Here is a 25931-nt window from a genome sequence, read left to right as displayed (position 1 = left end):
TTTAGCTCTTTTCACCATTAACAGTCTAAAAAAGACATCCGCCTATAAATCAGATAAATATGATTTTTACTTACTAACCTTACTTACATTTGAACTAGTAGTAATGCAAATATCCATATTTCTTTAATACATATAAAAAAGCATATATCCAAAATGGATATATGCTTTTCTTTTATTCTTGCCCTACACGTTTCACTTCTACATTTTTAATACGTTCACGTACAACGTGACTTGCCATAATTAAGCCTGCCACAGATGGTACGAATGCATTTGATGAAGGCGGTAATTTCGCCTTACGAATTTTTGCATTTTCGTCTGGTACAATTTCTTTACGTACCTCTTCACGAATTACGATTGGGTTTTCGTCAGAGAAGACAACTTTTACACCTTTTTTAATCCCCTCTTTACGAAGCTTCGTACGAATGACTTTCGCAATTGGATCTGTATGTGTTTTAGAAATGTCCGCAATACGGAAACGAGTTGGGTCCATTTTATTTGCTGCACCCATACATGAGATAATTTTAATTTTACGACGTAAACATTGTTTAATTAAATGGATTTTGAACGTAATCGTATCAGATGCATCCACTACGAAATCTAAACCGTGTTTAAAGAACTCTTCATATGTTTCATCTGTATAAAACATTTCTAGTCCAATTACTTCACATTCCGGATTAATGTCTGCAATACGCTCTTTCATTAATTCTACTTTTGAACGTCCTACAGTAGATACTAAAGCGTGAATTTGACGGTTTACGTTTGTAATATCTACAACGTCTTTATCAACTAATACAAGACGTCCAACGCCAGAACGTGCTAACGCTTCAGCTGCAAAAGAGCCTACGCCGCCAATTCCTAAAATACCGACTGTACTATTTTTTAATATTTCAAGTCCTTCTTTACCGAAGGCTAATTCATTACGTGAAAATTGATGTAACATTCAGCTCTACACTCCTATTACAAAAATGGTCTACCATGTATTCTAGCGTTTTTCCGACTATTTGTATAGAAAAAGTTATAGAATTCCTAAAAATACATATTTCGAAAATGAAAACATAGACCAGAATTTCATTTCTTCCTAAATACACGTTTAAAAAAGAGGATTCAGAGAACCGAGCAGATCGAGGCGCTGAAGCCAGGAGGAGCGCAGTGTAGAAAAATACTACTCGAGCACCGGACTGGCGAAGCAACGATGAGATGCGACAGTTATCTAAACCGGACTTTTTAAACAACCTCTCAAAAAAAGTCTAGACGGTTATAGTATAACCATCTAGACCCTATTCTTACTTCTCTTCTTTTAAGCTTAATTTTAAGTTTAACTCTTCAAGCTGTGCTTCTGCAACTGGGCTTGGAGCTTCTGTTAATAAGCAGCTTGCGCTTGCTGTTTTCGGGAATGCAATTGTATCACGAAGGTTCGTACGGCCTGCAAGCAGCATAACAAGACGATCTAAACCTAATGCAATACCGCCGTGTGGTGGTGTACCGTATTCGAATGCTTCTAATAAGAATCCGAATTGCTCTTGCGCTTCTTCTTGTGAGAATCCAAGTACTTTGAACATTTTTTCTTGTACGTCACGCTCGTAAATACGAAGTGATCCACCACCAAGCTCATAACCGTTTAATACAAGGTCATATGCTTGTGCACGTGCTTTTTCTGGTGCTGTTTCTAGTAACTCAACGTCTTCACGGAATGGCATTGTGAATGGGTGGTGAGCTGCGAAGTAACGATCTGCATCTTCATCGTACTCAAGAAGTGGCCAATCCGTTACCCATAGGAAATTATATTTACTTTCGTCAATTAACTCAAGCTCTTTACCTAGACGTAAGCGAAGTGCACCTAAGCTATCTGCAACAACGCTCTTCTTATCTGCTACGAATAGTAATAAGTCGCCAGCAGTAGCCTCTAATGTGCTCATTAACACATTTGCATCTTCTTCACCGAAGAATTTTGCAATCGGTCCTTTTAAACCGTCTTCTTCAACTTTAAGCCAAGCTAAACCTTTTGCACCGTATACTTTCACGAATTCAGTTAATGCATCGATGTCTTTACGAGAATATTTACTTGCAGCACCTTTTGCATTGATTGCTTTTACTTGTCCGCCGCTTTCTACAGCACTTGTAAACACTTTAAAGCCACAACCTGCTGCAAACTCAGATAAGTCTGTTAGTTCCATTTCAAAGCGTGTATCTGGCTTATCAGAACCGTAGCGAGCCATTGCATCAGCATATTTCATACGAGGGAATGGTGCACTAACTTCTACACCTTTTGCATCCTTCATAACTTTCGTCATCATACGCTCCATCATATCTAAAATTTCATCTTGTGTTAAGAATGAAGCTTCGATATCGATTTGCGTGAATTCCGGTTGACGATCCGCACGTAAATCTTCATCACGGAAACAACGTGCTACTTGATAGTAACGCTCAAATCCGCCGACCATAAGAAGCTGTTTAAATAACTGTGGTGACTGTGGTAGTGCATAGAATTCACCATCATGCACACGACTTGGTACTAAATAGTCACGAGCTCCTTCTGGCGTGCTTTTCGTTAAAATTGGTGTTTCTACTTCTAAGAACTCTTCTGTGTCTAAGAAGTTACGAATTGTTTTCGTTACGTCATGACGCATTTTGAATGTGTTAAACATTACTGGGCGACGTAAGTCTAAATAACGATATTTTAAACGCACATCTTCTGATGCATCTGTATCATCAGCAATGATGATTGGCGTTGTTTTCGCTGCATTTAGTACATTTACTTTCGTTGCTTGTACTTCAATACGACCAGTTGCCATATTGTCATTAATTGCGCCTTCACCACGTTCAACAACTGTACCTTCTACGTGTAATACGTACTCGCTACGAATTGTTTCTGCTACTTCTAACGCTTCTTTTGATGTTTCTGGGTTAAATACAACTTGTACGATACCTGTACGGTCACGTAAATCGATAAAGATTAATCCACCTAAGTCACGGCGTTTTTGTACCCAACCTTTTAATTGAACTGTTTGTCCAACAGCTTCTACTGTTACTTTTCCACATGCATGTGTTCTTTCAGCCACTGTAAGTTCCCCCTATATTAATTTCTCTGCTACGTATGAAGCAAATACATCTAACGCTACTTCTTCTTGTTCACCTGTTGCCATATCTTTTAAGTTAATGATGCCTTTATCTAGCTCATCTTCTCCTAATACAGCTACAAATTTCGCCTTTAGACGATCTGCTGATTTAAATTGTGCTTTCATTTTACGATCTAAATAATCTTTTTCAACTGACAATCCAGCTTTACGAAGATCGAACGCAACTTTTGCAGCATGGTCTTTCGCTTTTTCGCCAAGCGCCACAACGTAACAATCAATACTATGTTCAAGTGGTAATTCAATGTTTTCAGCTTTTAGCGCCATAATTAAACGTTCAATACTCATTGCAAAACCGATACCTGGCATTTCTGGTCCACCGATTTCTTGTACAAGTCCGTTATAACGGCCACCACCGCTTAATGTAGTGATCGCACCGAAACCTTCTGCCTCACTCATAATTTCAAAAACAGTGTGTTGGTAGTAGTCTAAACCACGCACTAAGTTCGGATCTTTTTCAAACGGAACATCCATCATCGTTAATAGTTCTTGAACTTTGTCGTAGTATATTGCTGAATCTTCGTTTAAGTATTCTGTAATAGATGGTGCTGTTCCCATTAATTCATGGTTACGGTCCTTCTTACAGTCTAAAATTCGAAGTGGATTCTTTTCTAAGCGAGATTGACAGTCAGAACAGAATTCGCCGATACGTGGCTCAAAGTGTGCGATTAATGCATCACGGTGTGCTTGACGGCTCGCTGCGTCACCTAAACTGTTTAATACAACTTTAATATTTTTTAAGCCCATGCCGCGGTAAAATTCAACAGCAAGTGCAATTACTTCTGCATCAATTGCAGGGTCATTACTGCCGATTGCTTCGATACCGAATTGTACGAATTGACGATAGCGACCTGCTTGTGGTCTTTCATAACGGAACATTTGACCGATATAGTATAATTTCGTTGGTTGTGTTGCATCACCAAACATTTTATTTTCAACGTAAGAACGTACAACAGGTGCAGTACCTTCTGGACGTAATGTTAAGCTACGCTCTCCACGATCTTGGAATGAGTACATTTCTTTTTGTACGATATCTGTCGTATCACCAACACCGCGTAAAAATAGCTCAGTGTGCTCAAAAATTGGTGTACGAATTTCTTTATAATTGTAACGACGGCAAATTTCGCGTGCTTGCCCTTCGATATACTGCCATAACTCAACAGTGCCTGGAAGAATATCTTGCGTTCCGCGTGGGATTTGAATAGACATATTCAGTTCCTCCTCAAATTGTTTTAATCTTAATAAAAATAAAAAAACTCCCGCCTCTACTGTTTGAACAGTAGGGACGAGAGTATTATACCCGTGGTGCCACCCTAATTGAAGCACTTATGCTTCCACTTTTTTAATAACGCTTAAATATGCGTTCATCCCTACTAAGCGTATATGCCGTTCAAGTTGAAACCTCTAGAGTGTCATTCAATCAGTCATCATGTAGAAATGTTTTCAGCCTAAGACATTCCTTCTCTTTCCATGTGTGTCTCATTTACTCTTCTCTATCAACGGTTATATTCATATGTAAATATAAAATTACTATACGTTTGTTAAGTAGGATTGTCAAGTGCTCTAAGAACGTTCAATCTGCTTCTTTAAACGCTTTACATCTTGAAGAGAAATCCCAAACTCGGAAGCAAGCTCCATTGAAGTATTGTTTTGCTCTTTTGAAATAAAATCATGAAAATTCACGTTAAATAGTTGATTTGCACCATTTGTAACAGAATGCCCTTTTTCATTCATACGCATACGTATATCCCTCACATTCAATATGGATGTTTTACTTTTTATTGTTCCATATTGATGAAAGAGTTATACATAACCAAAACTGCTATTAATTCCAAATAAATGAACAAAACATACAACAATGTATAAAAAAGAGAGGATTATATAACCCTCTCTTTTTTATCAACACTATTTACTTTCTACAATTAAGGTCACCGGACCATCATTGATTAAAGAAACATCCATCATTGCTCCGAACTTCCCTGTTTCCACATGTAATCCTTGTTTACGAACTTCTTCATTAAAGAAATCGTATAAACGCTCTGCATAATCAGGTTTCGCAGCATCCATAAAGTTTGGACGTCTTCCCTTGCGGCAATCTCCGTATAATGTGAATTGCGAAATAGATAGAACTTGTCCTTCTACATCAAGTACAGAATGATTCATCTTTCCGCTCTCATCTTCAAAAATACGTAAGTTTGCAATTTTTTCCGCAATGTAAGTTGCATCTTTTTCTGTATCTTCGTGCGTAATGCCAACTAGTAATGTTAAACCGAACGGAATTTGTCCTACGATCTCACCGTCTACTGTGACAGACGCTTTCTTTGATCGTTGTAAAACAACTCTCATCTTTCTACACTCCCTATTAATGCATCATGCGTCGTACTGCATAAATTTCTGGAACGCGTTTAATGCGTTCTACTACTTTTTTCAAGTGTTGTAAGTTACGAATCGAGATTGACATATTAATTGTTGCCATCTTATTACGGTCACTTCTACCAGAAACAGCTGAAATGTATGTTTTCGTCTCTGTAACAGCTTGCAGTACTTCATTTAATAAACCGCGGCGATCGTAACCTGAAATTTCAATATCAACGTTATACTCTATTTCTTTTTCAGGGCTACCTTCCCACTCAACTTCTAATAAACGTTCTATCGCTTCTTCTGTATGAACATTTACACAATCACGGCGGTGAATCGATACACCTCGGCCTTTCGTAATATACCCAACGATATCATCACCCGGAACTGGGTTACAGCATTTCGATAAACGGATTAATAAATTATCAGCACCGCTTACCTTTACACCAGAATCCCATTTTCGAATTTTCATCGGTTTACGAACTTCTTTAACTTCAACAATTTCTTCTTCTTCGCGTTGCTTGCGGAACTTGTCCGTTAGTCGCGTAACAATTTGCGAAGCTGTAATTCCGCTATATCCAACTGCTGCAAACATATCTTCTTCATTTGCAAAGTTAAATTTCTCAGCGACGCGTTTTAAGTTATCAGGCGCTAATACTTCTTTCATCTCATACTCTAGACCACGTACTTCCTTTTCAACAAGTTCACGGCCTTTTTCAATATTTTCGTCTCTACGTTGTTTCTTAAAGAATTGACGAATTTTATTTTTCGCATGAGATGTTTGAGCAAGTTTTACCCAATCTTGACTTGGGCCATATGAATGTTTCGACGTTAAAATTTCAATGATATCGCCGGTTTTTAATTTATAATCCAGCGTTACCATTTTCCCGTTTACTTTTGCACCAATTGTTTTATTCCCAATTTCCGAATGGACACGATACGCGAAATCAATTGGAACCGATCCAAGTGGTAATTCCATTACATCGCCTTTCGGTGTAAAGACGAATACCATGTCAGAGAATAAATCAATTTTTAATGACTCCATAAATTCTTCTGCATTAGAAGCTTCATTTTGCCATTCTAATATTTGACGGAACCACGTGAGTTTCTTCTCTAATGTACCTGTTGTTTCTGCTGTTTTTCCTTCTTTGTATGCCCAGTGTGCCGCGATCCCGAATTCTGCAATTTCGTGCATTTCTTTCGTACGAATTTGCACTTCAAGTGGATCACCTTTCGGTCCAATTACAGTCGTATGAAGAGATTGATATAGATTTGCTTTTGGCATTGCAATATAATCTTTAAAACGACCTGGCATCGGCTTCCAGCACGTATGAATAATTCCAAGCACTGCATAACAATCTTTGATACTATTTACAACAACACGTACAGCTAATAAATCGTAAATTTCATTGAACTGTTTATTTTGCAGTGCCATTTTACGATAAATACTGTAAATATGTTTCGGTCTTCCAGAGATCTCAGGTTGAATTGCAACTTCTTTTAATTTCTCACGAATACCAGTCATTACTTCGTCTAAGTATTCTTCACGTTCTGCACGTTTACGCTTCATTAAATTTACAATACGATAATATTGTTGTGGATTTAAATAGCGAAGTGACGTATCCTCTAGCTCCCATTTAATAGTACTAATTCCGAGTCTATGTGCTAAAGGTGCAAAGATTTCTAGCGTTTCATTCGCTATGCGACGCTGCTTCTCTTGAGGCAAATGTTTCAATGTACGCATGTTATGAAGACGATCAGCTAGTTTAATTAAAATAACTCGAATATCTTGAGCCATTGCAATAAACATTTTGCGATGGTTTTCTGCTTGTTGTTGTTCGTGAGATTTATATTTGATCTTCCCAAGCTTCGTAACACCATCAACAAGCATAGCAATTTCTTTGTTAAATTCCCGTTCAATATCTTCTAACGTAATCTCTGTATCTTCCACTACATCATGTAAGAAACCTGCTGATACCGTAGCTGGATCCATGTGTAAATCAACTAAAATACCTGCAACTTGAATTGGATGAATAATATACGGTTCACCCGATTTTCTGTATTGTTCGCTATGCGCATCGCGTGCATATTCATAGGCACGTGCTACTAGCTCAATATCTTCATCCACTAAATATTGACTTGCTTTCTCGAGTACCTGTTCAGCTGTTAGTACCTGCTCATTTGCCATCGAATCACCTTTTATTGAAAATTGACTTTATCTTTATTTAATAGAATAAATTATATTCTATCATTATAACCCAATGATTGTGAATTGTGAAAAGGAAAAGATTTTACTGACATTTCACCATGATTTTTTGTTCAATTATACAAAAGTACCCGCTCCTCTCCAAGAGATTCACGGGTACTTTTTATCACCGTAGTTTTACCTATATAGTGATTAGTATTTTTCTAATACTAATACATCGTAACCATCTAACATTTTACGACCATCTAAGTAAGTAAGCTCTACTAAGAATGCAATCCCTGCTACAACTCCGCCAAGTTCTTCAACTAGCTTAATTGTCGCTTCGATAGTTCCACCTGTAGCTAATAGGTCATCTGTAATTAATACGCGTTGACCTGGCTTAATTGCATCTTTATGGATTGTTAAAACATCTTTACCATATTCTTTACCGTAGTCAACTGTAATTACTTCACGTGGTAATTTTCCTAATTTACGAACTGGCGCAAATCCTACTTCTAACGCATAAGAAACTGGACAACCGATAATGAAACCACGAGCTTCTGGTCCTACTACAACATCGATATCTCTTTCTTTTGCGTATTCAACGATTGCATCTGTTGCTGCTTTGTATGCTTTACCGTCATTCATTAAAGGTGTAATGTCTTTAAACACAATACCTTCTTTCGGATAATCCGGTACAATTGCGATATGTTGCTTGAAATCCATATTTCTGAATCCTCCTCAGATCTAAAAGGTTTGTAAAATACAAATCCTTTACCCTAACTGTTCTACTTCTTTATGATTACGAATCGTTTCAAACCATGTATATAGTTGCTGATATGTGCTATAAACCAATTCTTTTTCTAATTGTAAGTGGTTCATTTTCTCACGATATGTGTTCGATTCAATTAAATCACGCTTTTGTTTTTTGTCTGCCATAAAAATGACGCCATCTTTTATTGTAACAAATTCTAACTCAAAAAACACCTGTGTCATAAAATTTACTGTATCTTTTGACCAACCTTTATGACGACATAGTTGTTCTCCATATTGTCTTAAAGAAAATGGTGTTTTTTGGCTTAAGAAAGAATAGTACCATTTAAAGTGTTCTCTCGTCGGAACTGTACTAAATAAGTGGTTATTCTCTTGATAAAATAGCGTATAAATTCGCGCTGGGAATCCTGCCTTAAATAGCTCACGTAATTCATCTGTTCCTTTTGGTAAATCAAGTAACACGATATATTGATCATTTAAATGCGTTACTTCTGAAGCATGCATGAGCTTTTCTTTATAGCTCTCTAAAGAAAATTTATTCAATACCTCTTCAGAAAAATACACCATTGTTATTTTTTCTTTCGGAAGTTCTGCTAAATTTGCTTCTGCATTACGCATACTACGCCAATCAAATAATTGCCACGCCTCTACAGCAATATCTTGTACCATTAGTTGTGGCTTCTTAAAATTATTCCATTCATTGATGGATGCTTCTCCTATTACAGATACTTTTGCAACTGGAGAGATTTCTTTCGCATATGCACCAAAACCAAATCCAATTGTATCCAGTGTTGCTTGTCCATCACGAAGAGCCATTTTTAAATGAGAACCATCTGATCCGATTGCGCGAATGCTTTCTAACTCTGCATCTTTTACTGCAATACGTGGTTTCGGATTTCCAATACCAAACGGGGCTAGTTTTTGCATATCTTCAATTGCCGCTAGCGTTACATCCTCTACTTTGCAAAAAACATCAACTGCTGTAATTGGAATAAAATCTTCTTCTGTTAAAATCGCATCTGCTTGTTCATTTAATCGGCGACGTAATTCATCTACATCATTCATATGTAGCGTCATTCCCGCTGCCATCGGATGCCCTCCGAAGTGTGGCAATAACTCTCTACAATCTGATAAGTTTGCAAACAAATCAAATCCTGCAATACTACGTGCTGAGCCTTTTGCTGTTTCTTTTATAGGATCGATGCTTAATACAATCGTCGGACGATAAAAACGTTCAACTAATTTAGAAGCAACAATTCCAATTACCCCTGGGTTCCAGCCTTCTTTTGCAAGTACTAATACTTTGTTTTCTTCTGGCGGGAAGTTATTTTCAACTTCAGCGATAGCTTCTTCTGTAATTTGCTTTACAATATCTTTTCGCAGTTTGTTCAGCTCATCAATTTCTTCGGCCAACTCTTTCGCTTCCTCTGGATCATCTGATAATAAAAGGTGTACAGCCGGCGCAGCATCTTCTAAACGCCCAACCGCATTAATACGAGGTGCAATTGAGAAGCCAATACTCTCTTCTGTAATTTCACTTTGCGAAACGTTAGCAACTTTAAACAATGCCTTCAAACCAATATTTCTCGTCATACGCATATGTTTTAAACCGCGTTTCACTAGCAACCTATTTTCACCATGAAGTGATACTAAATCAGCTACTGTACCGATTACTGCAATCTCTAATAAATGTTCTGGTACACGGCCTAATAGTGCATGCGCAACTTTAAACGCAACACCTACACCAGCTAAATAGTGAAACGGATATACGCCACCTTCTAATTTCGGATGTATAATCGCAAGTGCTTCTGGCAATTCTGGCGGTGGCTCATGGTGATCTGTAATAATTAGATCTATTCCAAGCTCTTTCGCTACATTCGCTTCATGTACTGCTGCGATGCCAGTGTCGACAGTAATAATCAGTGAGAACCCTGCGCTATGCGCCCAACGAAACGCTTCTTCGTTCGGTCCATAGCCTTCTGTAAAACGATTTGGAATGTAAAATTCTACTTCTGCACCTAATTCTTGAAGAGCAAGATATAAAACCGTCGTACTACTTACTCCGTCCGCATCGTAATCACCAAATATTAATATTTGCTCTCCATTTTGAATCGCCTTATTTACACGTTCTACCGTTCTATCCATTCCTTCTAATAAAAATGGATCATGAAATTCTTGATTTTCTGTATTTAAAAAATCTAAAATCTTATCTTCTGTATCTAGTCCTCTACCGAGGAATAACGAAACGACAAGTGGCGATAACTGTAATTTACTTGCTAATTCACTCACTCGCTCGTCATTATATTCTTTTTCTTTCCAACGCGTCTTCGGTTGTAACACGAAATCACCCCTTAACCTGTTCATTATACAAGACAGATTAAGGGGTGACAATATAATGCAAACTACGATGCAATATCTATATACTAAAATGTTAATGATGTTTAATTTGGAGAATACGGATTTATATGTACGAATACATTTTGTACATTATCTTGTTTCATAAGTATTTCTTTCACATGTTTTCCAATACGGTGTCCTTCCTCTACGGTAATGTATGGATCTACAGACACTTTAATATCGACAATAACATAATGACCATGCTCCCGTGCATATAAAGAACCAATTTTTTTCACACCATCTACTTGAAGAACGGCCTCTCTAAGCGGAATAACATCCTCCTCATGAAGAACATGGTCAAGCGTTGCATGAATTGCTTCCGCTCCAATGCTCCATGCCATTTTTACAACAAGAAGTGAAACAACTAATCCTGCAATCGGATCAGCATATACGAGCCAGTCTATACCAAACTTACCACCGATTATAGCTGCACAAATACCGATTAAAGCTGCAATTGAAGAAAATACATCCGAACGGTGCTCATATGCATTTGCAATAATTGCATCACTGTTTACTCTTTTCCCTAATCGGAATTTATATTGAAACATTCCTTCTTTCACGACGATTGAAAGAACAACAGCAAATATCGTAATTCCTTTCGGCGGTTCTAGTTCTTGCGAAAAAGCTTTTATAGACGAAATCGCGATTTCAAGTCCCACAATAAATAATAATACCGCAACAATAATCGCTGAAATCGATTCCGCTTTACCATGACCATACGGATGATCCTCATCAGGTGGCTGCTTTGCCGCTCGCAAACCAAAAAGTACAGCTAGCGAACCTATTACATCTGATGCAGAATGCACGGCATCCGCTAATAGCGCTTTACTGTTCCCAATATAACCAATTACCGCCTTTACAATCGCTAATATAATATTACCAACGATCCCGACAATAGCACCAAACTCGGCCTGTTTAAAACGTTCATCTTTTTCCATAATTAAAATCCCTTCTTTTCTTAACCTATCTTTTTATTTCAACAAAAACAGCGATAACACCACCACTTTCTTCCATCTTCTTTCTGTTAAAAAGTTGCTATCTTATTGTATCCACAAACGAAAAAAGAGATGCCTCATAAAGAGACATCATCTTTTCTATACTTGCGGTTCAGATTCTACTTTCTCAACCTTCTTCTTGTTTTTTCCCTTTTTCAAACGACGGTTTTCAAGCATTAACCAAATTTGAGAGGCAACGAAAACAGAAGAGTACGTACCTACAATTAATCCAACAAGTAACGCAAACGAGAAGTTACGTAGTGACTCACTACCGAAGATAAGCAGTGCAATTACTGGGAATAACACTGTTAATACGGTATTAATCGAGCGACCAAGCGTTTGGCGAATACTTGCATTTACGATTTCTTCTAGATCTTTTATATCGCGCACCCGTTTTTTCTGTTTGTATAATTCACGGTTTCTATCAAATGTAACAATCGAGTCATTAATAGAATAACCGATGATTGTTAGTACTGCAGCGATAAACGTTAAGTCTACCTCTAGTTGGAAAATACTAAACATAACAACCATAACGAAAGCGTCATGTAATAATGCAAGTACTGCAGATAACGCATACGTAAATCGGAATCGAATACTTACGTATAAAATGATAACCGCAGAAGCAATCAGTACAGCGATAAATGCATTTCGTGCAATTTCTTTACCGATTGTCGGTGAAACTGTACTTATGTTTGGATCTGTACCATATTTATCGTGGAAGAATGTTTTTGTTTTCGCAATTTCATCTTTTGATAAAACACCTAATGTACGAACTGCGAAACCTTTATTGTCATCTCCAGTCGGTACAATATTTTCTTCCTTCACATCAATGTTCAATTCTTTAAAATCTTTATGAACATCAGACACCGTAACAGCTTGTTTTGATTGCAAGTCGATACGTGTACCACTCGCAAAGTCAATACCAAGATTCAATTTGAAAATTGGTAAGATAATTGCACCCGCAATTACAACTACAATCGAGAAGATAAGGAATTTATGACCGATATTTACGAAATTAATACGATCAAATCTCGTTGGCGGATGTACTACACCTTTTGTTAATGGAATAATATCCTTTTGTTTCACACCAAAATATCCTGGTTTTTTATCAAAGTAACGGCTCTTTACAAGTAAACCTAGTAAGAAACGAGTACCGAATACGTTCGTAATAAAACCAACTAAAATACTTACGATTAAACTTGTTGCGAATCCTTTTACAGAGCTATTACCATAAACGAATAACACACCAGCTGCCGCAAGAGTTGTAACGTTTGCATCTAGAATTGTTGCTAATGAACGATGGTTACCAGCGCGGAATGCCGACATCATGGACTTACCAATTTTCAACTCTTCTTTCAGTCTCTCGTACGTAATAATATTCGCATCAACTGCGATACCTACTCCGAGCACTAACGCCGCAATACCTGGCAACGTAAGAACTGCATGCATCCAGTTAAAGACAAGTAATGTAACGAAAATGTATAAACCTAACATAATAACCGCTACAAGTCCTGGTAAACGGTAGAATACAAGCATAAATAAGAAAATAAGAGCGATACCAATCGCACTAGCGAAAATCGTTTGCTCTAACGCTTGTTGACCAAACTTCGCTCCAACAGATGTTGAATACATTTCTTTTAAATCAACAGGAAGTGCACCTGCATTTAATAAAGATGAAAGTTGTTTCGCACTTTCAACTGTGAAGTTTCCACCTACGATAGATACTTCAGCTTGGTTAAATACTTGGTTTACTGTTGCTGCTGATAAGAACTTCGGATTCGGTTTTGCAGATTCTGCTTTGTACGAATCTTTTCCTTCTTCAAAATCAAGCCAAATTACCATTAAATTCGTTGGTGGTGGCATTTTTGAAATTTTTTCAGTTACTTCACGGAATTTTTCAGCGCTCTTTAGTGTAAGACCTACGCTCGCACGGCCTTGCTCATCAAATGTTTGCTTCGCTCCGCCGCCTTTTAAATCCGTTCCGTCCATAAGAAGATTATCATCTACATCACGGAATGTTAATTTCGCTTGTGTTGATAACATTTCACGTGCTTTTTGCTGATCTTGTACACCAGCAAGCTGTACACGAATTCGATCTTGCCCTTCGATTTGAATGTTCGGCTCACTTACACCGAGAACATTGACACGATTCTCAAGAGCACCTACTGTACTTACAAGTACGTCTCGATCGATTTTGTCACCTTTTTTGGCTGGTTTTACTTCATACAGAATTTCAAAACCACCGCGAAGGTCTAGTCCTAGACTAATTCCTTTTGCTATGTCTTTTCCTGCCGCACCAATTACTCCACCGATTAATAAAACGATGAGGAAAAAGGCGGCAATTCTCGTACCACGCTTTGCCATATGTACCCTCTTTCCGCTACTAACACTTTAAATAAATCTCTTACGATTCACTTTTACACGTGTGCATACGTCTAGTTAGTAGACTTCCTTTCTATAATTTTGCTAGCTCATCACTAGCTGTGCCGGTACGTTTTCACGATACCTGCACTTTCATTATTTGTTTTCTCTCTTCACTACCTCCTTTATATATGATCTTAGACATAATTATTTCCTGATTATCAATACCTATCATTATACTGCAAAAGGAAGAACAAACCAATTGCAGTCGGTTATTTATTTTCATATTCATCAAATGACCAAAGTGGCGCTTGATATGCTTCAACAGTTAAATATGTCATATATTCATTAGCACTTACTGTTAATACGTCATTAACTAATTCATACAATCTAACATCGCTGTCTATCTTCTTCCACTTTTTCACTTTAAGAAACTTCCAAATGTCATCATCTGTCACTCTGTCGTAGCCGAACATTTGAAACTCTTCTACTTTACTTTCTAAAACGACTTGTAACTGTCCGCGGTATGATTCTACCAAAGCCTCTCTATCTAACATCTATAACATCTCCTTCTTATTTCGCACGAAAAGTCGCTTTTATTCCCGCTCTAATGGACAGCAATAACTACTTTCAAGAGCACTATCATATTTCACTCTCTTAAATGCTTGTCATTCTTGTCTCGTACGTGCATATAAATTATTGTAAATCATTCCATTGATTTTGAGAAGGTAGGAGAAGAACATGACGAGACAAAGCTTTTTAAAAGGCGCATTTATTTTAATGATAGCCGGCTTTATTACAAAAATACTTGGCTTTATCAACCGCATAGTAATGGCACGTATTTTGGGAGAAGAAGGCGTTGGTCTTTATATGATGGCCGTTCCTACATTCATTTTAGCAATTACATTGACACAAATTGGTCTTCCTGTCGCAATCGCAAAATTTGTAGCAGAAGCGGAAGCTGTGAACGATAAACAAAGAGTTAAAAAAATATTAACCGTATCACTAGCTGTTACATCCGTTATTAGTATCATTTTAACAATCGGAATTATGTTCCTCACACCTATTTTAGCAAAAACATTATTAACCGACGAAAGAACGTACTATCCATTAATGGCCATTTTGCCCGTTGTTCCTGTTATTGCTGTTTCTTCTGTTTTGCGTGGTTATTTTCAAGGGAAACAAAACATGAAACCTAGCGCTTATGCGCAAGTTCTAGAACAAGTCGTCCGCATTACCATTATCGCTATATGCATTCAATTATTTTTACCTTACGGCATAGAATACGCTGCAGCCGGCGCTATGTTATCAGCTGTTCTCGGTGAAGTTGCATCGTTATTATTTTTACTCACGTTATTTCAGCGAGAAAAACATTTATCAATACGCTCTGGATTTTTCACTACTGTAAAGGAAAGCAAAGGGACATTTTATTCTCTGATGGATATTGCCCTCCCAACTACAGGAAGTCGTTTAATCGGCTCCGTTTCATATTTTTTTGAACCTATTGTCGTTATGCAAAGCTTAGCAATCGCTGGTGTCGCTGCTTCTGTTGCAACCCAGCAATACGGTATATTAAACGGTTATGCATTCCCGCTTCTATCACTACCCGCCTTTATTACATACGCTCTCTCTACAGCGCTCGTCCCTTCTATTAGTGAAGCAATGGCAAAAAGACAACATAAATTAGTGGAGCACCGTTTACAACAAGCACTTCGAATTTCATTAATTACCGGCGGATGGTCTGTCGTTATATTATACGTATTCGCTTCTCCTGTTTTAACTCTTATGTATGGATCAGACAGCGCAACAGCATTCATTCAACTTCTTGCGCCTTGCTTTTTATTTCATTATTTCCAAAGTCCACTTACCTCTGTTTTGCAAGCTTTAAACTTAGCAAGAGCTGCAATGATGAATACATTTATTGGAGCCATCGTGAAATTAATCGTTATTTTTGTACTAGCATCAAGGCCAGAATTTCAAATGATGGGGGTTGCTCTCGCTATTGCAGCAAATATTGTAACAGTAACATTTCTTCACTACGCTACTGTTTTAAAAAAGATTACATTTACCATTTACGCAAAAGACTATATTTTCGGCGGACTTGCCATCGGTATCGCAGGCGCCTTCGGTTTTTATCTTCATAAATATATTATTTTCTCTCATGCCCTTGGCATACAAACATTATGGGAAATCACTTTAACAACAATTGTTTATATCGTACTTCTCTTCACTTTCAAACTCATTCGAAAAGAAGAGTTAAGTCGTCTCCCTATCATTCGTAAACTTTCATTTTTGAAATAAGGTGAAACTTTAATCAGTGGGGTAATCTCCACTGATTATTAGTTACACTAATCATTCTTACTCTTTCAAAGAATAAGTCTCTAATTTTCTTTTACATCAACAAAAAATTTTCCGTTTTGAAAACTACAGTATAAAATTTGTGTTACATCGTTATAACCTAAGTTTTTTAATTTCTCAATAAGCCATGCATCTGTATGTTCAATCATTTGTAAATGACTAGATTGAATTTCTCCATCAATAATAAGAGGAAGAGTAAACTGCAATGCATCTTGTTTATTTTTTTGTTTTTGAAAGACAGATAACTTCCCAGACGGTTCCAAAATAGCATATTCTACATCCCGAATATCTCCAACTCCTTGTTCCCTTAATTGCATCATTAAATCATCTATATTATAACGTTGCTTTCTCATCTTCTTTTCATCAATCTTTCCCGCGTTTACAAGAATAGCCGGCTCACCTTCTATTAAATGCCGAAAGCGTTGATACTTTAAGGAAATGACTGACAAAATAATTTGGATGCACATAAGAAAAGTCATCGGAACTAATTGATGCCAAAGTGATTTATCGGTATTTTCAATTGCCACTACAGCCATTTCTCCAAGCATAATAAATACGACTAAATCCAATACACTTAGCTCTCCTATCTCACGTTTACCCATAAGACGAAAAATAATTAAGATGATGATATACAAAAGCATTGTCCGTCCAATTATTGATATCCATTCCATTTCTACATCTCCTTTTTTACGTATAGACTCCCCTATAAAAAAGAAACTAGTCTAACTTAGACAAAAGGAAAATATGCTTGTATTAAAAAGGGGGAATGCATAAATGGATGGAACGAAAAAATTATCAACTGCAATTGGCTTCGGTATTGTTACACTACTAATTCTCGCATCTATTACTAGTATGATTATGGCTCTTTTATTAAAGTTTACGAATATAAACGAAGGGACATTAACCGTTACTATTTTTATACTCGCTCTTTTATCTATGCTTATGTCTGGATTTACTGCCGGCAAAAAGGCTCAAGGAAAAGGTTGGCTAGTAGGTCTCACAACAGGTCTCACGTTCACTATACTCGTTTTTCTAGTTAACTATTTAGGCTTTTCTCAAACTTTATCGAACTCACAATTACTTTATCAATTAGCATTAATGGGGGCGAGTACACTCGGTGGTATTTTCGGTGTAAATATGTCAAAGCAAAGTAACTAAAAAAGGCCCTGCATATTTCATGCAGGGCCTTCCAAATTAGTTTTTCACAACTTCACGAATCGCATTGCGATCGAACGTTAAGTGTGAACCACCAGATTTAATAACAATTTTCGTCTCATCTACTGATTCGATTGTACCGTGTAAACCACCGATTGTTACGATAGCATCACCTTTTGCTAACTCACTTTGCATTTGAGCAACTGCTTTTTGACGTTTTTGTTGCGGGCGAATTAATAAGAAATAGAAAATCGCAAACATCGCAACGATCATAACGATATTCATCATACCTGCATTCATCTTTTGTTCCTCCTTTTAAATTATGTATTAGAAGTTTTTAGCATTCGGTTTATTAAAGCCATACTGTTCAAAGAACTCTTCGCGGAAATCGCCAAGACGGTCTTCACGAATAGCTTGTCTCACCTGCTCCATTAAGTTTAACAGAAAATGAAGGTTGTGATAAGACGTTAAACGAATTCCGAACGTTTCATCACATTTCATTAAGTGACGAATGTACGCACGAGAGTAGTTTTTACATGTGTAGCAATCACAGTTTGGATCAAGCGGACCGAAGTCCCTTGCGAATTTCGCATTTTTTACAACGAGGCGACCTTCACTTGTCATACATGTACCATTTCGAGCGATACGAGTTGGAAGTACGCAGTCAAACATATCAATACCACGAATTGCGCCATCGATTAACGAGTCAGGAGAACCTACACCCATTAAGTAACGAGGCTTATTATCTGGAAGAAGTGGTGTTGTAAACTCAAGAACACGGTTCATAATATCTTTCGGTTCACCAACAGATAAACCACCTACAGCGTAACCAGGGAAGTCCATTGAAACAAGATCTTTCGCACTTTGACGACGAAGCTCTTCGTACTCCCCGCCCTGTACAATACCGAATAAACCTTGATCTTGCGGACGTTCATGCGCTTTTAAGCAACGTTCTGCCCAGCGGCTCGTACGCTCTACAGATTTCTTCATATATTCAAAAGTAGCTGGGAATGGTGGACACTCATCAAATGCCATCATAATATCTGAACCTAATGCATTTTGGATTTCCATCGCTTTTTCTGGTGATAAGAATAATTTATCTCCATTTAAGTGATTGCGGAAGTGAACGCCTTCCTCTTCAATACGACGGAAGTCACTTAAACTGAATACTTGGAAACCACCAGAGTCTGTTAAGATTGCACGATCCCAGTTCATAAATTTATGCAAGCCGCCTGCTTCACGAATAATTTCATGACCTGGACGTAGCCATAAATGATACGTATTACTTAAAATAATGCCAGAATCCATTGCTTTTAATTCTTCTGGTGACATTGTCTTAACTGTTGCAAGTGTACCAACTGGCATAAATGTTGGTGTATCAAATGAACCGTGCGGCGTATGCACACGACCTAAACGGGCACCCGTTTGTTTACATGTCTTAATAAATTCATAACGAATTGCTGTCATAACTTACTCCTTTTATTTGTTTCTCATTTTAGCGTGAGATGCAACGAACATTGCATCACCGAAGCTAAAGAAACGATATTTTTCTTTTACTGCTTCATTATAAGCATGAAGTACATTATCTCTATTTGCAAATGCACTTACAAGCATAATTAATGTTGATTTCGGTAAATGGAAGTTTGTAATTAAACCATCAATTGCTTTAAATTCATATCCCGGATACATGAAAATATCTGTCCATCCAGAAGCGGCGCAAAGCTTACCGTCATGATCTGTTGCAATTGTTTCTAACGTACGAGTTGATGTCGTACCTACAGTAATAATACGTCCACCATTCTCTTTCACACGATTTAATAATGCCGCTGTCTCTTCAGACATATGGTAATATTCTGCGTGCATATGGTGTTCTTCAATCGTGTCTGCAGAAACTGGTCTAAATGTTCCAAGCCCTACGTGAAGTGTAATAAATGCTAACTGAACGCCTTTTAGCTTTAACTTCTCAAGTAGCTCTTCTGTAAAGTGAAGTCCCGCAGTCGGCGCTGCTGCTGAACCAATTTCTTTCGCATATACTGTTTGATAGCGATCGCGATCTTCTAGCGTCTCTTTAATATATGGAGGAAGTGGCATTTCCCCAAGTTCATCTAAAATTTCATAGAAGATGCCATCATATGAAAATTCAAGCTGACGTCCACCTTGATCTGCAGTTCCTGTGCAAGTTGCTTTTAATTTCCCTTCGCCAAAAGAGATAACAGTTCCTTCTTTTACACGTTTCGCTGGCTTTACAAGCGTTTCCCACTTATCACCTTCTTCTTGTTTTAAAAGAAGTACTTCAATGTGCGCGCCTGTATCTTCTTTCACACCGTGCAAACGAGCAGGCATAACTTTCGTTTCATTTAAAACTAAGCAATCCCCCTCATGTAAGTAAGAAAGAATGTCCGTAAAATGTTTATGCTCAATATCACCTGTTTCACGGTCTAACACCATTAATCTTGATGTTTCACGCTCTTCTAACGGGACTTGTGCAATAAGTTCTTCTGGTAAATGAAAATCAAACAGATTTATATCCATAGCTATATCCACCTATTTCTTATTTAAATCGATTTATTATATACATAATAAAAGATAATACAATACTTAACACAATACATGTAATGATAGGAAAATAAAAGGTAACGTTTCCTTTTTTCACAAAAATATCGCCTGGAAGCCTTCCAATGAACTTCCAAGCTAATCCAACAACGATGAGTAAGATCCCGGCTGTAATAAGCAGCTTTGGCATCTCCGTCATACTTTTGGTATCTCCATTCCGAAATGTTCATACGCAAGCGGCGTTACAATTCGGCCCCTCGGCGTTCGTTGTAAAAAGCCAATTTGTAATAAATACGGCTCATACACATCTTCAATCGTATGAGATTCTTCTCCAATTGTTGCTGAAACCGTTTCTAATCCAACTGGACCGCCACGGAATTTCTCAATAATACCAAGCAGTAATTTATGATCAATATGATCTAGACCTAATTTATCTACTTGCAGTAGCTCTAATGCCATTTGTGTAATTTCCATCGTAACCGTTCCATTACCACGAACTTGCGCGAAATCACGTACACGTCTTAAAAGACGATTCGCAATACGAGGTGTACCACGAGCACGTCTTGCAATTTCTAATGCAGCTAACGAATCGATTTCAACTTCAAATACTTCTGCTGTACGTTCAACAATCGCAGAAAGCTGATCTACTGTGTAGTACTCTAACCTTGAAAGTACACCGAAGCGGTCACGAAGCGGTGCCGATAATGCTCCAGCACGTGTCGTTGCTCCAACTAATGTAAATGGCGGTAAATCTAGGCGTACAGAACGTGCTGAAGGTCCTTTTCCAATTACAATATCAAGGCAAAAGTCTTCCATCGCAGGATACAATACTTCTTCAATTGATCTATGCAAACGATGAATTTCATCAATAAATAATACATCCCCTGGCTGAAGCGCTGTTAATACAGCAGCTAAATCTCCTGGTCTTTCAATTGCAGGACCTGAAGTTGTTCTAACATTAACGCCCATCTCATTGGCAATAATATTCGCAAGCGTCGTTTTACCAAGACCTGGTGGTCCATATAAAAGCACGTGATCTAACGTCTCTTCACGCATTTTCGCCGCTTCAATAAATACTTCTAAATTATGTTTCGCTTTATCTTGGCCAATATACTGACGGAGCGTCTGTGGCCGTAATGAATATTCTAAATCCGCATCTTCATATGCAGATTCCCCTGAAAGGAGACGTTCGTCCATTATACTCACCTCTTACCATTTAGTAAAAGACTAAGTGCCTTTTTAATATACTGATCCGTCGTTAATGATTCTTTTAATAACTCTGGTACAACACGAGAAACTTCGCGTTCTGCGTATCCAAGTGCGCGCAGAGCTTCCAGTGCCTCATCAAGCTCAGCTGATGAACCTTTCTTCTCATCAAAACGTTCTGTGTCTGAGAATAAATCAACAAATGCATCTGGTACGACATCTGCTAGTTTTCCTTTTAAATCTAAAATCATTTGGCGTGCTGTTTTCTTTCCGACGCCTGGGAATTTCACTAAAAACTTCTCATCTTCATGCTCAATCGCTTGAACGACCTGTCCTGTTTGACCAGAAGCTAAAATTGCAAGAGCGCCTTTTGGCCCAATGCCAGACACGCCTAACAACTTTGTAAATAATAAACGCTCTTCACGTGTTTTAAAACCGTAAAGTGCCATAATATCTTCTCTCACATAATGATATGTATAGACACGGATTTCTTGCTTACTTCTTTGAAATACATACGGATTTGGTGTGAAAATTTGATAACCAATTCCATTATGATCAATTACGACATATTCCGGCCCTACATACTCCACGTAACCTGTAACATATTCAAACAAAATACGATCTCTCCCTCTTAAATCATGTATTCCATTTTAACATATTTAATGATAGAAAAGCGAGACTGCCCCAACAAATGTTCTCCACTTGAAACTTCTGTTATTTTCCATTGACAGAAAGGTTAAAGCACCTTAATATACAGAAGTCGATAATGATTATCAATACTAATTAAAGGGGTTACATCAGGATGAAACGTAAGCTATTTATTTTATTTACTATTATGCTTGTTGTTCTTTCTATCGTTGGCTGTTCTTCTCAAAAAGAAGAATCGAAAGCAAAAGAACAACCGAAAACAAAAGTTGTAAAACATGCCAAAGGTGAAGCTACAATTCCAGTAAATCCAAAGAGAATTGTTGACTTATCTGGATCAACAGAAGAACTATTACTTCTTGGACATAAACCTGTTGGTACAGCAAATACATATAAAGATAAAATCCAAAATCACTTAACAGACAAGTTAGATGGAGTAAAAGCAGTAGGTTGGTACTGGGCACCTAAAGTTGATTTAGAAGCTGTTACTGCTTTAAAACCAGACTTAATTATTTTAAACAACCGTCAATTAAAAATTTATGATCAACTAGAAAAGGTTGCACCTACAGTTGTTCTAGAAACAAACTTAGAAGACTGGCGTGGTAAGTTTAAAGAAGTAGGTAAGCTATTTGACGAAGAGAAGAAAGCAGACAAATGGATTGCAGACTACGATAAGAAAGCAGACTCTTTATCTAAAAAAATTAAAGAGAAAACAAAAGATGAGAACTTTATGTTCGTTGCAGTTACACCACAAAACTTCCGTGTATACGGTAGCTTCGGATACGGTGACATCATCTTTAATGACTTAAAACTTCCAGCAACAAAAGGTACGGATTTAAAACAAACGATGGCGCAAGTATCACTAGAAGGTCTAGTTGCATTCCAGCCTGACCAAATGTTCGTTGTAAACTTCGGCGGCGAAGCTGATAAAGTTTACGAAGACTACAAAAACAGTGCCGTTTGGAAAGACAATAAAGCAGTTAAAAATAATCACGTATATGAAGTATCAAATGAAGTCTTCAATACGAAAGCATTCAATCCAATCGGAAAAGATATGCTAATTGATGAAATCGCAAAAGAAATTTTAGCTAAAAATAAATAAGAAAAAAAGCAGCTCACCATGAGCTGCTTTTTTTCTTACTTTGAACTGCGTATTGCTTCATTTTTTCAATCGTCTTCACAAAACCTTCTTTTGATTTAATACGAATGCCACGTTTCAATTTCGCACGTTCATAGCTCTCAAGCTTTTTCATATCAATTTGAAAGAAAGAATGGATCGCATTATCATTTTTTGGCACACCTTTGAAAATTTGTAATATCCCTTCCTCTGAAACACCAAAATACCCGCTCGTTTTCAATAACGGAGAAATATCATCAACTTTCTTTTGCAATACAATTTGTACATCATCACGATCAACGAGCTGCCATTCTTTATACTGCTGTAAAAACTTTTCTAAATCCGTCACTTTTTCTGTAAGTATTTCTTCGCTTACTTCGCCATCAACATACATACGCTCTAATAAAATTGTAACCTCAGGTTCTTTTTTCGTTACTTCTGGTACTGGCCCTTCCGCCTTCACATTCGTTTCATAAACGAAACAAAACATCATAACGAAAGCTTGCATCGCAATCAGTATCCATTTCATTTCCGTTCACCTCTTTTAGGCAAGATCATACTTTCATTAGTAGTTTTTCCGGAAATGGGGGTTTTATCCATATTACATTTCTTTCGAAAATATAAAAAATGCAGATAAGGATTCACCTCATCTGCATGTATCATTTACTTTTATATAAAATGAAAGACGCCTGCAAAGCAGGCGTCTTGATGCGTTTACGGCGAGAGACCAGGCGACCACATTCGCGTGTTTAGCACTTAAGCATATCTCTCGTCTTACGTAAATTAGCTCATCGCTTTGCTAATATAACATTAATAAAGTATAAGTGCAACATGTTTATAAAAATATTTTATTTCCTCTTTCATCCAAATAAATCAAACGCAAATTATAAATTGATAAATGCAATATATATATTACAATAAACATAACAGCGAAATCATCATAAACGGGAGATAGATATTATGAAACAAATAAAGGATGAACGTCTCATTCTTCAAACGTTAAAAAACATACGTATTGTCTTTCTTTTTCAATACATTGGCATAGTTGGAATTTTAGGCTATATCGGATTCACTGAAGGAATAGATCAAATTACGAAATCTTCATTATAGCTATTATTTATTCTTACAAGTATCGTCCTTAGTTATTTGCAGTTAAGTGTTTCAATCGATGTAGAAGAAGGCGAAAAAGGAAATAAAGTTAACTCCTTATTATAAATTTGTCTTCCGCTCCCTTATTGTAGGAATCGTTATGGCTATTATTTATATTATTTTCAGTCCAGAAAGACCTCTATTTGAAGCTATTTTAACAGGTAGTATTCTTTTCATCTGCTTTTTAGTTTCTTATTCCGTTAGTTATTTTATTAAAAAACGTCGTTTACAAGACAACGATGAATAAAGAGGAAGGGCTATCCCTTCCTCTTTTGTTTTGCTATCGCACTGTACCAGTTAAACCGTAACGAATGTCTCGGAACATATTCACTATGTCACGATTAAAATCGTTTGTAACTGTACCGTTACGTAGACGCGTACTCATTGCATCGACACGAGTAAACATATCATTTCTTACAGAAACATATACGTTTCTGTTTCCAACTTCATTTGAAACCGCTTGACGAATTTCGTTCGCCATCGCCGTTTCATTTGTCACTGTGTTACGAGGTTTTACCGCAATCGCTACATCGTTTCCATATACAACTGTAGACACACGGTCTACGTTATTCATACGTTTCACACGATTTGTTATTCTTTCAGCTGTTTTACCATCATTGTTAATGTATGAATTGTTCATTGTAATATTACGAGTTGGATGCGGATTAGCAATTTGTCCATTGTAATTTACATCACGGTAATAATTGTATCCTGTATCGTTACGACCATTTCTATATGTTACATAATCTGTATAACGATCATTACGCGTCACATTATCACGATACTGGTGTGTATCATTATAAGATGTACGCTCGTAATTGTAGTTACGTCCATCCATTGCATTGTTTTTTGGTGTACCACATGCAGCTAATGCACTAGTAACTAACAAAGAAGCAGCAATCACTTTTACTTTCGTATTCAATACAAAAACCCCCTCTGTTAGAATGAGCTTCTCTACTGAAAAGCTCCCTCTTATGATGAGTAACAGAGAAGGTTTTTACACTGTTAATATTTCACTGGGAATTTTCTAGCACTTCATAAAAAAACTGCCTTTTCTTAATTAACAGGAATGCAAAAAAGGCAGGAATACTCCCGCCTTTTTAAACTTCTTCTTCGTCCTCTTCTTCTGAAACGGGCTCTCCAAATACATTTGGTGGATCTGGTTGATAATACATCGTTCCTGGCTGTGGTGCATATGCAGACTGAGTTGGTTGATAATATAAAGGATTCGCATATTGCGGACCGCCTGGTTGTGGACTATATAGTCTACTTTCTCCTCCGCATCCACAATCTTCCTCACCCTGCACAAGCGGCGGCATGTTATTATCCATTGGCATCATATTCGGGTTTGGCATAGACGTATGTTGCGGTCCAAACGGCGCTCCTTGCTGATATGGCATTTGATATGGATTTGGTTGTTGATAATACGGATTCGGCGGCATCATGGGCATTTGATAGGGCATCATATTTGGTGGTTGATTGTTATCCATAATTGGCATCATATTCGGCATTTGATTGTTATCCATAATTGGCATCATATTCGG

The 25931-nt window shown here is 37.3% G+C and carries 23 protein-coding genes, 2 pseudogenes and 1 other annotated feature; of the genes and pseudogenes, 4 read left to right on the top strand and 21 right to left on the bottom strand.

Annotation, left to right across the window (positions count from 1 at the left end):
• Nucleotides 1-172 precede the first annotated feature (172 nt).
• From ABWK52_RS11645 to ABWK52_RS11595, 11 genes are all read right to left on the bottom strand, one after another.
• On the bottom strand, nt 173-940 hold the full coding sequence (locus ABWK52_RS11645) for a tRNA threonylcarbamoyladenosine dehydratase (RefSeq protein WP_000903176.1): 768 nt from the start codon (nt 938-940) through the stop codon (nt 173-175).
• Nucleotides 941-1283: 343 nt separating this feature from the next.
• Nucleotides 1284-3059: an aspartate--tRNA ligase gene (gene aspS, locus ABWK52_RS11640; RefSeq protein ID WP_098341271.1), complete on the bottom strand. Its 1776-nt coding sequence runs from the start codon at nt 3057-3059 to the stop codon at nt 1284-1286.
• Nucleotides 3060-3071: 12 nt separating this feature from the next.
• Entirely contained in the window at nt 3072-4343 is a 1272-nt protein-coding gene (hisS, locus tag ABWK52_RS11635) for a histidine--tRNA ligase (RefSeq protein ID WP_000027081.1), read from the bottom strand.
• A gap of 69 nt (nt 4344-4412) precedes the next feature.
• Nucleotides 4413-4643: a binding site (T-box leader), on the bottom strand.
• A gap of 54 nt (nt 4644-4697) precedes the next feature.
• Nucleotides 4698-4874, bottom strand: coding sequence for a hypothetical protein (locus ABWK52_RS11630; RefSeq protein ID WP_001242605.1), 177 nt, complete (start codon nt 4872-4874; stop codon nt 4698-4700).
• 165 nt (nt 4875-5039) lie between these two features.
• Nucleotides 5040-5480: a D-tyrosyl-tRNA(Tyr) deacylase gene (locus ABWK52_RS11625; protein WP_001266965.1), complete on the bottom strand. Its 441-nt coding sequence runs from the start codon at nt 5478-5480 to the stop codon at nt 5040-5042.
• A 16-nt stretch (nt 5481-5496) separates the two neighbouring features.
• Nucleotides 5497-7680: a GTP diphosphokinase gene (gene relA, locus ABWK52_RS11620; RefSeq protein WP_001262811.1), complete on the bottom strand. Its 2184-nt coding sequence runs from the start codon at nt 7678-7680 to the stop codon at nt 5497-5499.
• A 210-nt stretch (nt 7681-7890) separates the two neighbouring features.
• Nucleotides 7891-8403, bottom strand: coding sequence for an adenine phosphoribosyltransferase (locus ABWK52_RS11615; RefSeq protein WP_000346215.1), 513 nt, complete (start codon nt 8401-8403; stop codon nt 7891-7893).
• A 48-nt stretch (nt 8404-8451) separates the two neighbouring features.
• On the bottom strand, nt 8452-10791 hold the full coding sequence (gene recJ / locus ABWK52_RS11610; protein WP_098022430.1) for a single-stranded-DNA-specific exonuclease RecJ: 2340 nt from the start codon (nt 10789-10791) through the stop codon (nt 8452-8454).
• Between the two features lie 101 nt (nt 10792-10892).
• Nucleotides 10893-11786 carry a cation diffusion facilitator family transporter gene (locus tag ABWK52_RS11605; RefSeq protein WP_000409741.1) on the bottom strand — a complete coding sequence of 298 codons (894 nt, stop codon included), beginning with the start codon at nt 11784-11786 and terminating at the stop codon, nt 10893-10895.
• A 156-nt stretch (nt 11787-11942) separates the two neighbouring features.
• Complete coding sequence (gene secDF, locus ABWK52_RS11600) at nt 11943-14207, bottom strand: protein translocase subunit SecDF (RefSeq protein WP_001119065.1); 2265 nt, start codon at nt 14205-14207, stop codon at nt 11943-11945.
• Nucleotides 14208-14476: 269 nt separating this feature from the next.
• Entirely contained in the window at nt 14477-14761 is a 285-nt protein-coding gene (locus ABWK52_RS11595) for a post-transcriptional regulator (protein WP_000886978.1), read from the bottom strand.
• Nucleotides 14762-14945: 184 nt separating this feature from the next.
• On the opposite strand from ABWK52_RS11595, the gene spoVB reads away from it, so the two are divergent.
• Complete coding sequence (spoVB, locus tag ABWK52_RS11590) at nt 14946-16505, top strand: stage V sporulation protein B (RefSeq protein ID WP_000198300.1); 1560 nt, start codon at nt 14946-14948, stop codon at nt 16503-16505.
• Between the two features lie 80 nt (nt 16506-16585).
• Here the strand turns inward: spoVB and ABWK52_RS11585 are convergent, their stop codons facing one another.
• A complete protein-coding gene (locus ABWK52_RS11585; protein ID WP_053512758.1) occupies nt 16586-17233 on the bottom strand; it encodes a DUF421 domain-containing protein in 648 nt (215 codons plus the stop codon).
• 103 nt (nt 17234-17336) lie between these two features.
• On the opposite strand from ABWK52_RS11585, the gene ABWK52_RS11580 reads away from it, so the two are divergent.
• A complete protein-coding gene (locus tag ABWK52_RS11580; protein ID WP_000349150.1) occupies nt 17337-17720 on the top strand; it encodes a TIGR04086 family membrane protein in 384 nt (127 codons plus the stop codon).
• A 36-nt stretch (nt 17721-17756) separates the two neighbouring features.
• Here ABWK52_RS11580 and yajC read toward each other — a convergent pair whose 3' ends face one another.
• The 6 genes from yajC to ruvA are packed head-to-tail and all read right to left on the bottom strand — an operon-like array spanning nt 17757 to nt 22090.
• Nucleotides 17757-18017, bottom strand: a complete 261-nt coding sequence (gene yajC / locus ABWK52_RS11575) for a preprotein translocase subunit YajC (protein ID WP_000991115.1) — start codon at nt 18015-18017, stop codon at nt 17757-17759.
• 27 nt (nt 18018-18044) lie between these two features.
• Nucleotides 18045-19184, bottom strand: a complete 1140-nt coding sequence (gene tgt, locus ABWK52_RS11570; RefSeq protein ID WP_000125365.1) for a tRNA guanosine(34) transglycosylase Tgt — start codon at nt 19182-19184, stop codon at nt 18045-18047.
• A gap of 12 nt (nt 19185-19196) precedes the next feature.
• Entirely contained in the window at nt 19197-20249 is a 1053-nt protein-coding gene (gene queA, locus ABWK52_RS11565) for a tRNA preQ1(34) S-adenosylmethionine ribosyltransferase-isomerase QueA (RefSeq protein ID WP_098283568.1), read from the bottom strand.
• 19 nt (nt 20250-20268) lie between these two features.
• Nucleotides 20269-20469: a DUF2905 domain-containing protein gene (locus ABWK52_RS11560; RefSeq protein WP_000138162.1), complete on the bottom strand. Its 201-nt coding sequence runs from the start codon at nt 20467-20469 to the stop codon at nt 20269-20271.
• Nucleotides 20466-21467 carry a Holliday junction branch migration DNA helicase RuvB gene (ruvB, locus tag ABWK52_RS11555; RefSeq protein ID WP_000344449.1) on the bottom strand — a complete coding sequence of 334 codons (1002 nt, stop codon included), beginning with the start codon at nt 21465-21467 and terminating at the stop codon, nt 20466-20468. The genes ABWK52_RS11560 and ruvB overlap by 4 nt, the downstream gene beginning before the upstream one ends.
• A gap of 5 nt (nt 21468-21472) precedes the next feature.
• Nucleotides 21473-22090: a Holliday junction DNA helicase RuvA gene (gene ruvA, locus ABWK52_RS11550; protein WP_000464511.1), complete on the bottom strand. Its 618-nt coding sequence runs from the start codon at nt 22088-22090 to the stop codon at nt 21473-21475.
• Between the two features lie 188 nt (nt 22091-22278).
• On the opposite strand from ruvA, the gene ABWK52_RS11545 reads away from it, so the two are divergent.
• Nucleotides 22279-23223 (top strand): iron-hydroxamate ABC transporter substrate-binding protein, encoded by a 945-nt coding sequence (locus tag ABWK52_RS11545; protein WP_048567729.1) that lies wholly within the window; start codon nt 22279-22281, stop codon nt 23221-23223.
• A 13-nt stretch (nt 23224-23236) separates the two neighbouring features.
• On the opposite strand, the gene ABWK52_RS11540 is transcribed toward ABWK52_RS11545, so the two are convergent.
• A complete protein-coding gene (locus ABWK52_RS11540) occupies nt 23237-23767 on the bottom strand; it encodes a BofC C-terminal domain-containing protein (RefSeq protein ID WP_000871174.1) in 531 nt (176 codons plus the stop codon).
• A 431-nt stretch (nt 23768-24198) separates the two neighbouring features.
• Here ABWK52_RS11540 and ABWK52_RS11535 point away from each other — a divergent pair.
• Nucleotides 24199-24634, top strand: a pseudogene (locus tag ABWK52_RS11535) (branched-chain amino acid ABC transporter substrate-binding protein).
• A gap of 33 nt (nt 24635-24667) precedes the next feature.
• On the opposite strand, the gene ABWK52_RS11530 reads toward ABWK52_RS11535, so the two are convergent.
• The gene (locus tag ABWK52_RS11530; protein ID WP_001093544.1) at nt 24668-25309 is read right to left on the bottom strand and encodes a YhcN/YlaJ family sporulation lipoprotein; all 642 of its coding nucleotides are present in this window, start codon (nt 25307-25309) and stop codon (nt 24668-24670) included.
• Nucleotides 25310-25487: 178 nt separating this feature from the next.
• Nucleotides 25488-25931, bottom strand: a pseudogene (locus tag ABWK52_RS11525) (peptigoglycan-binding protein LysM); the annotation flags it as partial.

Source organism: Bacillus sp. AP50 (assembly GCF_040492675.1).
Lineage (GTDB): Bacteria > Bacillota > Bacilli > Bacillales > Bacillaceae_G > Bacillus_A > Bacillus_A cereus.
This window is presented reverse-complemented; position numbering and strand designations above follow the sequence as displayed.

Excerpts from the sequence above, each read along its gene's own strand:
- ABWK52_RS11585 (WP_053512758.1), bottom strand. The coding sequence starts at position 17,233 with ATGGAATGGATATCAATAATTGGACGGACAATGCTTTTGTATATCATC.
- ABWK52_RS11595 (WP_000886978.1), bottom strand. The coding sequence starts at position 14,761 with ATGTTAGATAGAGAGGCTTTGGTAGAATCATACCGCGGACAGTTACAA.
- relA (WP_001262811.1), bottom strand. The coding sequence starts at position 7,680 with ATGGCAAATGAGCAGGTACTAACAGCTGAACAGGTACTCGAGAAAGCA.
- ABWK52_RS11615 (WP_000346215.1), bottom strand. The coding sequence starts at position 8,403 with ATGGATTTCAAGCAACATATCGCAATTGTACCGGATTATCCGAAAGAA.
- ABWK52_RS11560 (WP_000138162.1), bottom strand. The coding sequence starts at position 20,469 with ATGACGGAGATGCCAAAGCTGCTTATTACAGCCGGGATCTTACTCATC.
- ABWK52_RS11625 (WP_001266965.1), bottom strand. The coding sequence starts at position 5,480 with ATGAGAGTTGTTTTACAACGATCAAAGAAAGCGTCTGTCACAGTAGAC.
- ABWK52_RS11545 (WP_048567729.1), top strand. The coding sequence starts at position 22,279 with ATGAAACGTAAGCTATTTATTTTATTTACTATTATGCTTGTTGTTCTT.
- tgt (WP_000125365.1), bottom strand. The coding sequence starts at position 19,184 with ATGACAGCAATTCGTTATGAATTTATTAAGACATGTAAACAAACGGGT.
- ABWK52_RS11540 (WP_000871174.1), bottom strand. The coding sequence starts at position 23,767 with ATGAAATGGATACTGATTGCGATGCAAGCTTTCGTTATGATGTTTTGT.
- ruvB (WP_000344449.1), bottom strand. The coding sequence starts at position 21,467 with ATGGACGAACGTCTCCTTTCAGGGGAATCTGCATATGAAGATGCGGAT.
- ABWK52_RS11630 (WP_001242605.1), bottom strand. The coding sequence starts at position 4,874 with ATGCGTATGAATGAAAAAGGGCATTCTGTTACAAATGGTGCAAATCAA.
- ABWK52_RS11580 (WP_000349150.1), top strand. The coding sequence starts at position 17,337 with ATGGATGGAACGAAAAAATTATCAACTGCAATTGGCTTCGGTATTGTT.
- ABWK52_RS11645 (WP_000903176.1), bottom strand. The coding sequence starts at position 940 with ATGTTACATCAATTTTCACGTAATGAATTAGCCTTCGGTAAAGAAGGA.
- secDF (WP_001119065.1), bottom strand. The coding sequence starts at position 14,207 with ATGGCAAAGCGTGGTACGAGAATTGCCGCCTTTTTCCTCATCGTTTTA.
- ABWK52_RS11605 (WP_000409741.1), bottom strand. The coding sequence starts at position 11,786 with ATGGAAAAAGATGAACGTTTTAAACAGGCCGAGTTTGGTGCTATTGTC.
- spoVB (WP_000198300.1), top strand. The coding sequence starts at position 14,946 with ATGACGAGACAAAGCTTTTTAAAAGGCGCATTTATTTTAATGATAGCC.
- hisS (WP_000027081.1), bottom strand. The coding sequence starts at position 4,343 with ATGTCTATTCAAATCCCACGCGGAACGCAAGATATTCTTCCAGGCACT.
- queA (WP_098283568.1), bottom strand. The coding sequence starts at position 20,249 with ATGGATATAAATCTGTTTGATTTTCATTTACCAGAAGAACTTATTGCA.
- yajC (WP_000991115.1), bottom strand. The coding sequence starts at position 18,017 with ATGAATGCAGGTATGATGAATATCGTTATGATCGTTGCGATGTTTGCG.